Raw genomic sequence first — 14,644 nt, 5'->3', positions numbered from 1 at the left:
AATTGTTGTGCGACTATATATCGCAACAACGACGCTATAAAATGTTTAAAAAACGTTATTTAAGATAAAAATACAGGAACATATGACATTTGTGGTAGATTAAAATAAGCAGGATATTCTACAAAAGATAAATATAAACCTTTTGATGGAGCAGTAATTCCAGCATACAATCTATTCTTTTTTTTTAGTAATTCCTGCATCCAGTATTTTTTTCTTTTAGCCAAACCTATTTCAATCAATACACCAACAATATTTCGTACCATATGATGCAAAAATGAATTAGCTGTAATCTCAATAATCACCCAATTATTTCGACGATAAACATTTAATTGCGTTATTTTTCTCCAAGGAGAATATGATTGACAACCAATAGCTCTAAATGACGAAAAATCATGTTCACCTAATAAATATTGCGATTCGAAAAACATATCATCTGTATTTAATTTTTTATAAATATGATTTGATTTATTATAGAAAATCGAAGAACGAAAACTATAATTATATATTATATAACGATAAGTACGAGTAACAGCGCTATAACGCGCATTAAAATGTTTTGGTACTTCTTTAATCCATTTAACAGCGATGTTGTGTGATAAATAACTATTTACACCTACAGTCCAAGATGATTCATTTCGATTCGAAGTCGTATTAAAATGCACTACTTGACCAATACTATGTACTCCAGCATCAGTTCGACCTGCACATGTTACTTTAACTTTATGATTAGCAATGTAAGAAAGCACATTTTCTATTTCTTCTTGTATACTAGGTACTGTTTTTTGACGTTGCCAGCCATGATATGCACTGCCATCGTACTCTATCCCTAAAGCAAATTTTTTAATTTGATGTTTTTTCATTCAAAAAATCGCCCCATTTAAAAATTTATAAAATAAAAGTTTATATCAAAAAATGAAATTTCTTTATTTTTTAAAAAAATATATTTAATTATAATTTATGTTAATATTACTAATATTATTTAATGTTCTATAAAAATCAAAAAAATACTTTATACCTAGTATTTAAACACTTTATCATAAGCACTTAAAAAATTAATTAGATTTATTTCACAAGATGTAAATTAATATTTTATCTTACACATACATTCTTAATTACATGCATAAAACCATATGTCTTAAAACATATAAATTATCGTCTATTCTTAAAAATATCTAATTAAAAATTTCATCGCATAAAATGAAAATAAGTTGAAACAGTATTTTTTAAAAATATAATTTAACAAGTTAATTTTTAATAAACATACCGTTATGGAGAAAACTATGGCACAAGAAAATAATGAAAAAACATCATCTTTAAATGTTATTTCTGTTGCAGGATTACAACCATATAAAAAAAAAAATAATGAAACATATATGAACAAAGCACAAATATCACATTTTTACAAAATTCTTAAAACATGGAAAAACCAACTAAAAAATGAAATTAACCACACTTTCTTTAATATACAAGAAAAAGCAACAAATTTTCCAGACCCGATAGATCGGGCAACACAAGAAGAAGAATTTAGTTTAGAGTTGCGCAATCGAGATCGAAGTCGCAAATTGATCAAGAAAATTGAACATACATTATTAAGAATTAAAAATAAAGATTTTGGTTATTGCGACTCTTGTGGTATTGAAATTGGTATTCGGCGCTTAGAAGCAAGACCAACAGCAAAGCTCTGTATTGATTGCAAAACATTAGCAGAAATTCGAAAAAAACAAATGACAGGTTAATATAAACATAAAAAATACATATTCTAGGATATTCGATTAATATATTTAACTATTTCGAATATCCTTTTCTGATATTCTATATTTTTTTTGGAATAGTTAATTTAAAAAGAATTACTAAATTTATAATGAAAAACCAAAATGAACAAAATCAACAAATTTTATATTATTAAATACTGCATTTTATTTTTCTATAATTCGACTTTAGAGAATACAGCATTGATTTAATAAAACGTTAAATTTTATGTTGGTTTTATTAAAAAATTAGATTTGACTTTTAATCTTCTATATTTTTAAAAGTTATATTAAATTATAGTTATAATTTTCAAAATATAAAGGAATTAATACTTTGATTTATATAAATTTCTCAATCAACAAAAATTGACATAAATAATAAAAATTTGTTAAATTAATTATGTACAGTCTAATAAAAAAATAATTTTTATTTTAAAAAAATCACTTTTCCAATATACGGCAAATAACGATATGATTGAGCATAATCAATCCCATAACCAACCATAAATTCATCTGGTATAGAAAATCCTGTAAAATCAATATGAATATCTACTTCACGACATTCTGGTTTATCTAAAAGAGTACAAATCGACACAGATTTTGGATGACGAAGCTTTAAAATAGATAATATCTTACTTAAGGTGTTTCCTGAATCAATTATATCTTCTACAATTAAAACATTTTTATTATAAATATCTTCATTTAAATCTTTTATAATTTTTACATCTCCACTAGATATAATTCCTTGACCATAACTAGAAGTCGTCAAAAAATCAATTTCATGCGCAATATTAATTCTTCGACATAAATCTGCAATAAAAATAAATGAACCACGTAACAATGCAATTAATATTATTTTATTTCGACTATAGCGATATTTTTCAGTAATCTCTTGCCCTAATTCTTTAACACGCGTATTAAGCGCTTTTTCAGAAATAACAATTTTAATAGTGTGCTTCATAGTATTAACTGATTTTTTAATGTGAATGAAATTATATTAAAACTATAAATAATATATTAATTTTCATGAAATCGATAAAATATATTCAATAAATATAACTTTAATATATAATTAAAAATAAACATTTATTTTTTAATTATTGCATTAATTACAATCATTATGTTATAAAAATTAATTAAACAAATAATTTTAACTATTGCGCTCACTAAAATTAGTATTAAACGTTTTAGTATTACATATATATCTAATATCCAGAAAATATATTTTTTATTATTTCTATGTATTAAATCTGCAATTTTGCTTTAAATAATAATTAAAAATGATGTTTTTAAAAAAACAATAGAAGTATATTTTTAAAAAATAAAATAACATTACTTTTACATAAAAAATAAAAATCCTGATTAAATAAAAATTCTAAAAACAGTTTAATTCAAACAATCAATTTGATTAAAATAAACGATACTATCTTCTAAACTCGTCAATTTTTTAATTACTTATAAAATATTAATACCTAATTATATGTTCTATTCATTAATAAAACCATTCTATATTATGATATCTAATTTATAACATAGATAATACATACTTTATAAATACGCTTAATTATATTATTAATTTGATATTTTTTCATTCAATCAAAAAGAGTCATAAAACAAACATGAAACTATTAAAATTTGGCGGCACGTCACTAGCTAATGCAAGAAAATTTCTATTTGTAGCTGATATTATAGAAAAAAATTTCCAATGCGGAAAAACAGCTGTAGTACTTTCAGCTCCAGCTACAGTAACTAATCATTTAGTTTCCATTTGTGAAGAAATTGTAAATTATGACAACATGCTAACAATCATTGCAACTTTAGAAAAAATTTTTATTGATTTAATAAACGATCTTAACAAAGTACAGTCTAATTTTTTATACGAGATAACTAAAAAAAACATTATTAGAGAATTGGATCAAATAAAAAATTTAACGCATGGTATATCATTATTAAAAACATGTCCAAAAAATGTTCGAGCAATAATTATTTCAAAAGGTGAAATACTCTCAGTTTATATAATGAAGAATATATTAATTTCTAGAAATTACAAAGTAACTATCATTGATCCAATATATAATTTTGCATCTTCAGGAACATATTTAGATTCCACCGTTGACATATTAGAATCTAAAAAACGTATTGAAAAAATTCATTTTCAAAAAGACAACATTCTTTTAATGTCGGGTTTTATTGCTGGAAATCGAAAACAAGAATTAGTATTATTAGGACGAAATGGTTCTGATTATTCTGCTGCAATATTAGCAGTTTGTTTAAAAGCAAAATGCTGTGAAATTTGGACCGATGTTGACGGAGTTTTTACTTGCGACCCAAGAGAAATTCCTAATACACATCTTCTAAAATCAATATCATATCAAGAAGCAATGGAACTGTCTTATTTTGGCGCAAAAATATTGCATCCTCGTACAATTGAACCAATTTCTCAATTTAACATCCCATGTATTATTAAAAACACAAAAAACATTAAATCTAACGGAACATGGATTAAAAAAAAATATAATTCGAATACATTTCTTTTAAAAGGCGTAACTTACCTTAAAAAAATAGCAATGTTGAACATATCAGGAATGTATATTAAAAATGTCAGAAATCTAATTTCACGCATATTTTCCATAATATATAAAAATCACACTAAAATAATATTACTTACTCAATCATCGTCAGAAGACAAAATCGCTGTTTGCATTTTAGAAAAAGAATCTGAAAGATTTTTGTATTCTTTACAACAAGAGTTTCAACTAGAATTACACAATAAATTATTAAATCCATTTCGCGTTACTAATAATTTATCTGTCTTATCAGTTATCGGCGAAAATATAAATAAAAAATATAATATCGCATCCAAAATTTTTTCTACTTTAGGTACTGCAAAAATCAATGTTCTCGCAATCGCACAAGGATCTTCAAAACACTCAATCTCAATTGTAGTTGAAGAAAAATATATATCACAAGCTGTACAAAAAGTACATTACACATTATTTAATGACAAAAAAATTATTGATGTTCTTTTAATTGGTATTGGTGGTATCGGCACTACACTGTTAAAACAAATATTACAACAACAAAAATCACTGCAACAAAAAAATGTTGAAATTCAAATCCGAGTCATTGCAAATTCTAAAAAAATGTTAATGCCAGAAAAAAAAATAGACTTATCTAATTGGGAAAATGATTTTAAAAACACAACAAAAATATTTAATTTAGACGTATTAAAAAAAATCATAAAAAACCATTCTTTTTTAAATCCAGTTATCGTAGACTGTACTTCTGATCAATTAATCTCAGAACAATACATAGACTTTTTAAATAATGAATTTCATATAGTTACATCTAATAAAAAAGCAAATACTAATAAATTAGACTACTATCAAAAAATAAGAAAAACAGCTTTTAAAAAAAATAAAAAATTTTTATACGAAACTAATGTTGGAGCAGGATTACCAGCTATTGAAACTTTAAAAAATTTGCGTAATACAGGAGATCACTTAATTCGTTTTAAAGGTATATTATCTGGATCTTTATCATTTATTTTTGGTAGATTAGAAGAAGGCATTTCATTATCACAAGCAACTAAAGAAGCAAAAAAACTTGGATTTACTGAACCAAACCCATGTGATGATTTATCCGGAACAGACGTAGCGAGAAAATTACTTATTTTAGCTCGTGAAGCAGGTTATAAAACAGAATTACAAGATATTAAAATTGAACCTTTATTACCAAAAGATTTTACAAATTACAAAAAACCATATGAATTTTTAGAAAAACTTAAAGAATTAGACCCAATATTCTTAAAAAAAAATAATAAAGCTAATGCTAAAAATAGTGTTTTACGATTTGTTGGAACTATTAAAAATACAGGACAATGTTCCGTAAAAATTGAAGAAATTAGTAAAAATCACCCATTATATAAAGTTAAAAATGGTGAAAATGCACTAGCATTTTATACGAATTATTATCAACCAATCCCTTTAATTTTACGAGGTTACGGTGCTGGAAACAATGTTACAGCATCTGGAGTGTTTTCTGACTTATTACGCATACTTTCATAAATGTCAAGAGGGATACATGATGATTAAAATTTATGCGCCAGCTTCTATTGGTAATGTTGGAGTAGGATTTGATATTTTAGGAGCAGCAATTAAACCAATAGACGGAACTTTATTAGGGGATTGTGTTACAATACAATCAGCAAATAAATTTGAATTAATCAACAAAGGTGTATTTTCTAAAAAATTACCTCAAACAATCCAAAAAAATATTACATGGAAATGTTGGATAAAATTTTGTGAAATTCTAAAAAAAAATGTTCCAGTGTCCATTATTCTTGAAAAAAACATGCCTATTGGATCAGGATTAGGATCCAGCGCTTGTTCTATAGTTGCTACCTTAGTCGCAATAAATCAATTTTGCAATCAACCATTAAATTCACAAGAATTATTACTTCTGATGGGAGAAATAGAAGGAGAAATATCAGGTAGTATACATTACGATAACGTTGCTCCATCTTTTTTCGGAGGTCTACAATTAATATTAGATGATCCAAAAATAATTAATCAACAATTGCCGAATATTAAAAACTGGCTCTGGATTATAGCTTGGCCAGGAATTAATATTTCTACTGCACAAGCAAGAAAAATCTTGCCGAAAAAATATACAAAAGATATTTGTATTAAAAATAGTCGTTATTTAGCAAGTTTCATTCATGCTTTATACACTAAACAATCTCATTTAGCAGCTAGATCAATGCAAGATTTTATAGCAGAACCATATCGTGTCAAATTACTACCAAACTTTTTAAGATGCAAAAAAAAAATTCAAGGAATTGGAGCAATTAGTTGTGGTATTTCCGGTTCTGGTCCTACGATCTTTGCTGTTTCTGATAAAATTAGTACTGCGAAAAAAATATCTTTATGGTTAAAAGAAAATTATCTGCAAAACAATGAAGGATTTGTTCACATTTGCTTTTTAGATTTACAAGGTACACGTAACATAGGATAACAACATGAAACTTTATAACTTAAAAAATCATAAAGAAAAAGTAAATTTTGAAGAAGCAGTAAAATTAGGATTAGGAGAACAACAGGGATTGTTTTTTCCAACAGAAATTCCAACTTTTACATCTTGTGAAATCAAAAAAATATTAAAAATGGATTTTGTTTCTAAAAGTACCGAAATACTTTTTAAATTTATTGGTGATGAAATCACAAAAAAAACATTATATCAAAGTGTTCAAAAAGCATTTGCACTGACTACTCCATTAAAAGTGATTGTATCAAAGAACATCCATTGCTTGGAATTATTTCACGGTCCAACACTAGCTTTTAAAGATTTTGGCGCACGTTTTATGGCACAAATGCTTTTGTTATTTAATGAAAATAGTACACGAATAACTATTTTAACTGCAACATCAGGAGATACTGGCGCTGCAGTAGCTCATGCATTTTATAAAATGAATAATGTTCAAGTGGTTATTTTATATCCGAAAGGAAAAATTACTGCACTACAAGAAAAATTGTTTTGTACATTAGGAAAAAATATAAAAACAATATCTGTTAATGGTAGTTTTGATGATTGTCAAAAATTAGTAAAAACAGCGTTTAATAATAAAGACTTAAAAATGTCAATTGGATTAAATTCAGCAAATTCTATTAATATTAGTCGATTATTAGCACAAATATGCTATTATTTTGAAGCATTTTCCTTACTTTCGACACAACAAAAGAAAAAATTAGTAATAGCAATTCCATGTGGTAATTTTGGAAATCTGACAGCTGGACTACTAGCCCAATCGCTCGGTTTACCAATATCATCTTTTATAGCATGCACAAACGCAAATGACACTGTTCCAAGATTTTTAAAAAGTGGCAGATGGAATCCTCGAAAAACAATATCTACAATGTCTAATGCCATGGATATCAGTCAACCCAATAATTGGCCTCGTATTAAAGAATTATCTACACAAAAAAAATGGATACTAGAAACACTTAGATTTGGTAGTGTATCAGATCATGATACTAAAAAAACGTTGCAAGAATTATTTCAATTAGGTTATCTTTCTGAACCTCATGCAGCAATTGCGTATAAATTACTTAAAGATCAATTGAAACAAGATGAATTCGGTTTATTTCTAGGTACTGCGCATCCTGCAAAATTTAAAGTAACGATTGAGAAAATATTAAAAAACAATATTTCGTTGCCGATAGCATTAAAAAATAGAATCGCATTACCAATACTATCTTATAATATTGATCCAGATTTTAGCCAATTAAAACAATTTTTAATAGCAAACTAAACATACTAAATGAGAGAGGAAATTTATCTTCCTCTCCGAAACAATACAACGAACAATTATAAAAAAATTAATTGTATATTATTTTTTTAGTTACACATTAAAGAAAACACGAATAATATCACCATCTTGTATGCGATAATCTTTGCCTTCTATTCTACATTTTCCTAATTTTTTAATTTTTGATTCATCTTTATATTTTATAAAATCAATGTACGAAATAACTTGCATTCGAATAAAACCTTTACTGAAATCACTATGTATTTTACGAGCTGCGTATAAACTAGTACTACCATTAGGAACAGACCAACTTCGAATTTCTTTTTTTCCTACAGTAAAAAAAGTTATTAAATTGAGTAATTTATAACCAGATAAAATCACGTTATTTAATCCTAAATCTTTTATTTCAAAAGCATCCATAAAATCTTTTTTTTCAGAACTGTCCATAAATACTAAATCTAATTCTAAATTTGAAAAAATTGGAATCACTATCTCACCTGCCGCATTTGCCATTTTTTTTAACTCACTTAAAGCACGGTAAGATTCTTTCTGATCATTAATATTTGCAACGTACATTGTTGGTTTTAAGGTTAATAAACAAAAATTCTGAAGAAGTTTTTTCTCATCAATACTTAATGTAAGCGTTTTTAACATACAAACTTGTTTTAAATGATTAAGGCATTTTTTCAAAACTTGTCGTGTCAATTCTATATCTTTATGGAGAATGGTTGTTTTTTTACCTAATTGTAATAATGCTTTTTCACAAATATCACAATCTGAAAAAATAAGCTCAGTGTTGATAATATTCACATCTTCTATAGGATTAATACGATTATAAATATGAATGATATTATCATCTTTGAAACAACGTACTACATGTACTATAGCATGCGTTTCTCGTATATTACTTAAAAATTGATTACCTAGTCCATCACCTTGAGATGCTCCTTTTACTAAACCTGCAATATCTACAAATTCTATAAATGTATTTACTATTTTTTTAGGACAAACAATAGACGCAATCTTTTCAATGCGAGGATCCACTACTGATACAATACCAATATTAGGTTTTATAGTACAAAATGGAAAGTTTGCAACTGCAGAATGTCCTGTAGTTAAAATATTAAATAAAGTAGACTTACCAACATTTGGCAATCCTATAATGCCGCATTTAAAACTCATATTTTATATACATCCAAAATAAATTTTTAACTAAATCATTTCCAAAAAAATAATTGAACAACACATATAGTTAAACTGCTATTGTTAACCCATGAACAAACTAATTGCTTTTATAGTATGTAAAATAGCTTTTTTAATTAACATATTTTCTGTTTTTGTAGGACTAGATAGCACAAACGACGAAACTAAATTTTTTTTTTCTGGACGACCAATTCCAATTCGAAATCGATAAAAATCTATTTTTTTTTGAAAACAAGAAATGATGTTTCTTAATCCATTATGCCCATTATGCCCGTAACCATATTTTATTTTCACAATACCAGGGCAAAGTTCCAAGTCATCATGTATTATTAATATTTCAGATAAATGAATATTATAAAAAGAAGCCATTTTAAATACTGATTTACCATTTAAATTCATAAAAATGTTGGGTACAAGAATACGAATAACACGTGCATTAATATTAATTAAACCAGTAAAACCAAAAAATTTCTTTTCTTCAACTAAAACCTTAGAATGTAATTTCATAAAATCATAAATGCACCATGACCCCGCATTATGACGAGTTTGATGATACTGCGTTTTTGGATTAGATAAACCAACAATCATTTTAATATGATTCAAACAACATTTTTTAATATGAATAAAATTTACTTCCTTAAAAAAATAAAAACATATAATATTTAATATTATATGTTTTTAAAGTTCAATTCACAATATTTAACATCGTTTCGAGTAACAAGAAGTAAAATATTTCTAATTTTTTAAATTAAAAAAATTTTAATTACTCTGTAATCGACAAGACGCTTTTTCCCAATTCACTACATTCCAAAAAGCTTTCACATAATCTAATCGTTTATTTTGATATTTTAAGTAATAAGCATGTTCCCAAAGATCTAATCCAATAATAGGATATCCATAAGAATCAGATGCAACACCACCCATTAATGGATTATCTTGATTGGGAGTGGATATGATAGACAACATATTATGTTTTTTTACTAACCATACCCAACCCGAACCAAAATGACTACAAGCGATTTCTTCAAATTGATTTTTAAAGTTTTCAACAGTACCAAATTGTTTTTCCAATTCTATTTTTAAATCGCTAGTTAGCGTAGTCCCAATTTTTAAAATGTCCCAGAAAAAAGTATGATTAATATGACCCCCAGCGTTATTGCGCAAAGATATTTTGTCATCTAAAACTATTTCGTCAAAAATAGATATCAACTCATCAATAGACAATGAAGAAAAAATAGTATTTTTTAAAATTGAATTGGTATTATTAATGTAATTTTGATGATGTTTAGTATGATGAATCATCATAGTTTTTTCATCAAAAAATGGTTCTAAAGCATTATATAAATATGGTAAAGACGCAAGAGTATAACTCATGTTATAGATCCTAATATTATTTCTGTTAAGTCATAATATACAGAATTTTTATAAATAATTAAATTAATAATTTAATCTTAAATATTTTTATAAATTATAGTACACTTATATAATGTAAATAAAAAATCTCAATATATATATAAAAATTCGTTTAAATTAAAAACATAAACATATTTTTACGTATATAAATTTAATTACATTAAAATAAAAATATCTTAAAATACCAAAAATATGAAAAATTTTAACATATTTTAAACCATTAAAAATATCAAAAAAAACTAAAAAATGCCACATTAAAAACACGTGTAATGTTTTAAAAAAATGAGAATGTTATGTCTATAATTAAAACATGTAATCTATTAAGTGATCGATTTCGAACGTTTTATCCCGTTGTAATAGATTTTGAAACAGCAGGTTTTAATTCAAAAACAGATGCAATATTAGAAATGGCTGTAATAACTTTAAAAATGGATAATTTCGGATGGCTGCATAAAGAACACACATTACATTTTCATATCAAACCATTTAAAGGATCTATAATAAATTCTGATGCAATTTCCTTCAATAAAATTGATCCATTTAACCCACTACGCGGCGCAATCAGTGAAAAAAAAGCAATTGAATCTATGATAAAAATGGTACAAGACGGTATAAAAGAAAACGATTGCAGTCAAGGTATTGTTGTAGCTCATAACGCTACCTTTGATCACAATTTTCTAATGGAAGCAATTCAAAGAGCAAAAATAAAACACAATCCTTTTCACTCATTTGTTACATTTGATACAGCTGCATTAAGTGGATTAGCTGTTGGTCAAACCGTTTTAGCTAAAGCATGTAAAGCCATCGGGTTACCATTTGATAACAATCAAGCACATTCAGCTTTATATGATACATTGCAAACTGCAAATCTTTTTTGCGAATTAGTAAATCGATGGAAACGTTTAGGTGGGTGGCCATTAAATATCGAAAAAAAATAAAATTGTGCTATTAAAAACGTACAACAGTGAAAATATATTTTTTTAAATCTATATTCAAAATCATACAATCCGAAACCACGATAAATATGACATTCGCAATAAAGATATATCATTTACTTTCTTTATGCAAGTGTCATATTTTTGAGATTTTATCTAAAAAAATTAATTTGCACAATGTAGTTTATATTTTTTTTACTGCATTTAATATTAATTTTTTTAATTCGCCAGTTTTAAACATGTCTACTATAATACTACAACCACCAATTAACTCACCTTTTATCCATAACTGAGGAAACGTAGGCCAATTAGCATATTTTGGTAACTCAGTTCTAATATCTGTATTTTCTAAAACATCAATATATGCAAATTTTTCTCCACATGCTGATACTGCTTGTACTGCTTGTGCTGAAAAACCACAACTCGGAGAGTTTGGTGTTCCTTTCATATAAATCAAAATAATATTATCTTTTATCTGTTTTTCTATTTTTTGAATAATATTCATATTAATTTCCATTTTTTACATTTTATAAAATTATATCTTTCAACAAAAAAAACACGCATATTTTAAAAATATTCAATAGACAAGACTGTTTTTTTTTGCAATACTATTGAAAATACAAAAAAATCAGGGGCTGTTTTGGAATCGACAAAATCGTCAAAAAAATAAAATGCATGTCGAGGAACGGTTTGCCTCGATAAAAAGCCGTAAAAAATATCTGCAAAAAATAACCAAAACTACGCTTTAGCAGCTTAAAAACTGTATTTAGCCTTTCCTGTTTATTTTTTTCTCTTAGAAATAACAATCGGAAAGATAAAATATAAGAGACAACATGTATATTAAGCTTGGTGATATGCATGAAATTGTTTCCTCAAGCTATGCTCTTAAAATGTGTTTTTCCAAATTAAGAGATGAATTCTGAAAAGAAAAAATAAACATGTAGAATTTTATTTTTAGAAATTTTGGACGCGGGTTCGAATCCCGCCAGCTCCAAATTATTTAGAAAAAACTAATCGATCAACACTTATATAACATTTCACATAATTACACATGCAATTTCTCTATTTTTATAAACAACCTAACTGTATTAAAAAATAAAATTTTTCACGTACTTTTAAAAAAATATAATATACTTTATATATGTAACTTACTTTAGCATGCATATATCATTTTTTTATACACTAAATTATATAAAAGGTGTACTAATTAAATTATTTTTAAAAAATTATATTATTGAATATATTAATTTAGAAAAAATACAAATAAACTGTTAAATTACATATAACAATAGAATTAATCCTTAAATAAATTTTTAATAGAATAAAAAATGATACTGTTAACACAAAAATGTTATATATAAAAAAATGTTTTAATAATTTATTAAAACAAATCACTATTGTATAAAACAAATGTTTTTTGAATTCAATATTTTATCTATTAGAATGGTTTCTAAAAAATTTTTTGGACCAATTTAATTTTGTAGTTAACGTTTTGAAATAGTCATAACTTTTAGGATGAATTAAATGTAAATAATAGTTACTACGACGGATAAATACACACTCTCCTTCTTCAATTGGCAAAATTATCTGACTGTCACAACTAATCTTTAAGTTACTATCAAAATTAGAAATTTTTAAGCAAATGATACTATCATTTCGAATCACCAATGGACGCGAAGATAAAGTATGAGGAAACATAGAAATTAATGTAATTGCATCTAAAGATGCAGCAATAATTGGCCCACCAGCAGATAGAGAATAACCAGTTGAACCAGTTGGTGTAGAAACAATAAAACCATCTGCACGTTGAGAAAAAGAAAATTTACCATCAATATAAACTGCAAATTCTATCATATAATCTAAACATGAAGGATGCAATACAACTTCATTAATAGCTATACTTGACTTAGAAATAGTTTTTTTTTCACGCACCTGCACATCTAATAAAAAACGATTATCTAAAAAATAATTTCCAGATAAAATTTCTGATAATACTCTTAATCCAGTTTCAGGATTTAAGTCAGCCAAAAATCCTAAATTACCGCGATTAATACCAACAATTTTAATATCGTATAATGATAAAACACGAGCTGCACATAATAAATTACCATCTCCACCAATTACAACTGCTAATTCACACAGTTGTCCAATTTCGACTAAAGTAGCAGTATTAGGATGTTTTAAATTTAATTCTTTAGCAATAACATGTTCGACAAAAACATGATATCCTTTCTTCATTAGCCATTTATATAATATCTCATGTGTTATTAATGCATTCGTATGACGAGGGCTTCCAACAATGCCAATGCAGGTAAAATGTTGCTTCATTACATAAAATTTCCTAGAAAATATTATATATTATATTATAATAATCAACTTTGTTTTAAAAACAAAATTTTACAAATCGACAATTATCTCATAATAAAAAATAAGGTTAAAATCTATGGAAAACCGCGAAAAAAATACACAAAAAACACAAAATATACAACAAGATAATAAACCACGCGAAATTGAAAATAATGTTTCTAATTTTCAAAATATAGAAATAGAAAACCTAAAAATACAACTATCAAACAACCAAAATAAAATTAACGATATTAAATTACGCACATTAGCAAATATTGATAACATTAAAAAAAATGCAGAAAAAACAATAAAAAATATTAAATTAAAAAAAACAAGTAATTTTTTTAAAAATATTATACCAATTATAGATTCTCTTGAAGACGTTTTATTATTCTGCAATAATTTAAAAACAGAAAACACACCTTTACTAAAAGGAATAGAATTAACATTACAATCATTATTTAATTTATTATGTACATCAAAAGTAAAAATAGAAGGAAAAAAATGTGAAATTTTCAACTCTAAAATTCATCACATTGCTTCAACTCAAAAATCTAAAAAAATACCTGAAAATCATATTATTTCTGTTTACAAAAAAGGATTTACTTTTAATAAAATAGTTTTACGAAAAGCAGAAGTTATAATTTGTAAAAATTAATACCTTTTGATAGCTATACAATCTAAATTACACA

At 25.7% G+C, this 14,644-nt stretch carries 13 protein-coding genes and 1 other RNA gene; 7 read left to right on the top strand and 7 right to left on the bottom strand.

Annotation, left to right across the window (positions count from 1 at the left end; all coding sequences use genetic code 11):
* Window positions 1-59: 59 nt before the first annotated feature.
* Window positions 60-860, bottom strand: coding sequence for a tRNA pseudouridine(38-40) synthase TruA (gene truA / locus ICW73_00310; protein ID QNS01920.1), 801 nt, complete (start codon window positions 858-860; stop codon window positions 60-62).
* Between the two features lie 420 nt (window positions 861-1,280).
* On the opposite strand from truA, the gene dksA reads away from it, so the two are divergent.
* Window positions 1,281-1,736 (top strand): RNA polymerase-binding protein DksA, encoded by a 456-nt coding sequence (gene dksA, locus ICW73_00305; GenBank protein ID QNS01919.1) that lies wholly within the window; start codon window positions 1,281-1,283, stop codon window positions 1,734-1,736.
* A 439-nt stretch (window positions 1,737-2,175) separates the two neighbouring features.
* Here the strand turns inward: dksA and hpt are convergent, their stop codons facing one another.
* On the bottom strand, window positions 2,176-2,709 hold the full coding sequence (gene hpt, locus ICW73_00300) for a hypoxanthine phosphoribosyltransferase (GenBank protein QNS01918.1): 534 nt from the start codon (window positions 2,707-2,709) through the stop codon (window positions 2,176-2,178).
* Window positions 2,710-3,367: 658 nt separating this feature from the next.
* On the opposite strand from hpt, the gene thrA reads away from it, so the two are divergent.
* Genes thrA through thrC form a run of 3 tightly spaced genes read left to right on the top strand, consistent with a single transcriptional unit; the run spans window position 3,368 to window position 8,058 of the window.
* The gene (gene thrA, locus ICW73_00295) at window positions 3,368-5,815 is read left to right on the top strand and encodes a bifunctional aspartate kinase/homoserine dehydrogenase I (GenBank protein ID QNS01917.1); all 2,448 of its coding nucleotides are present in this window, start codon (window positions 3,368-3,370) and stop codon (window positions 5,813-5,815) included.
* A 19-nt stretch (window positions 5,816-5,834) separates the two neighbouring features.
* Window positions 5,835-6,764, top strand: coding sequence for a homoserine kinase (gene thrB, locus ICW73_00290; GenBank protein QNS01916.1), 930 nt, complete (start codon window positions 5,835-5,837; stop codon window positions 6,762-6,764).
* Window positions 6,765-6,768: 4 nt separating this feature from the next.
* Complete coding sequence (thrC, locus tag ICW73_00285; protein QNS01915.1) at window positions 6,769-8,058, top strand: threonine synthase; 1,290 nt, start codon at window positions 6,769-6,771, stop codon at window positions 8,056-8,058.
* A gap of 90 nt (window positions 8,059-8,148) precedes the next feature.
* Here thrC and ychF read toward each other — a convergent pair whose 3' ends face one another.
* From ychF to ICW73_00270, 3 genes are all read right to left on the bottom strand, one after another.
* Complete coding sequence (ychF, locus tag ICW73_00280; protein ID QNS01914.1) at window positions 8,149-9,237, bottom strand: redox-regulated ATPase YchF; 1,089 nt, start codon at window positions 9,235-9,237, stop codon at window positions 8,149-8,151.
* Between the two features lie 84 nt (window positions 9,238-9,321).
* Window positions 9,322-9,846, bottom strand: coding sequence for an aminoacyl-tRNA hydrolase (pth, locus tag ICW73_00275; GenBank protein QNS02081.1), 525 nt, complete (start codon window positions 9,844-9,846; stop codon window positions 9,322-9,324).
* A gap of 171 nt (window positions 9,847-10,017) precedes the next feature.
* The gene (locus ICW73_00270; protein QNS01913.1) at window positions 10,018-10,632 is read right to left on the bottom strand and encodes a superoxide dismutase [Mn]; all 615 of its coding nucleotides are present in this window, start codon (window positions 10,630-10,632) and stop codon (window positions 10,018-10,020) included.
* A gap of 332 nt (window positions 10,633-10,964) precedes the next feature.
* Here ICW73_00270 and rnt point away from each other — a divergent pair, with 332 nt between their 5' ends.
* A complete protein-coding gene (gene rnt, locus ICW73_00265) occupies window positions 10,965-11,609 on the top strand; it encodes a ribonuclease T (protein QNS01912.1) in 645 nt (214 codons plus the stop codon).
* 181 nt (window positions 11,610-11,790) lie between these two features.
* Here the strand turns inward: rnt and grxD are convergent, their stop codons facing one another.
* Complete coding sequence (gene grxD / locus ICW73_00260) at window positions 11,791-12,111, bottom strand: Grx4 family monothiol glutaredoxin (protein QNS01911.1); 321 nt, start codon at window positions 12,109-12,111, stop codon at window positions 11,791-11,793.
* A 126-nt stretch (window positions 12,112-12,237) separates the two neighbouring features.
* Here grxD and ssrA point away from each other — a divergent pair.
* Window positions 12,238-12,601: a transfer-messenger RNA gene (gene ssrA / locus ICW73_00255) on the top strand.
* A 436-nt stretch (window positions 12,602-13,037) separates the two neighbouring features.
* On the opposite strand, the gene nadK is transcribed toward ssrA, so the two are convergent.
* Window positions 13,038-13,934: an NAD(+) kinase gene (nadK, locus tag ICW73_00250; GenBank protein QNS01910.1), complete on the bottom strand. Its 897-nt coding sequence runs from the start codon at window positions 13,932-13,934 to the stop codon at window positions 13,038-13,040.
* A gap of 115 nt (window positions 13,935-14,049) precedes the next feature.
* On the opposite strand from nadK, the gene ICW73_00245 reads away from it, so the two are divergent.
* Window positions 14,050-14,610 (top strand): nucleotide exchange factor GrpE, encoded by a 561-nt coding sequence (locus ICW73_00245; protein QNS01909.1) that lies wholly within the window; start codon window positions 14,050-14,052, stop codon window positions 14,608-14,610.
* The last annotated feature ends 34 nt before the right edge of the window (window positions 14,611-14,644 follow it).

Origin of the sequence: Buchnera aphidicola (Pentalonia nigronervosa), assembly GCA_014622685.1 — a bacterium.
GTDB lineage: Bacteria > Pseudomonadota > Gammaproteobacteria > Enterobacterales > Enterobacteriaceae > Buchnera > Buchnera aphidicola_BD.
The sequence above is the reverse complement of the archived record's forward strand: the minus strand, read 5'-3'. Positions and strand labels throughout refer to the sequence as shown.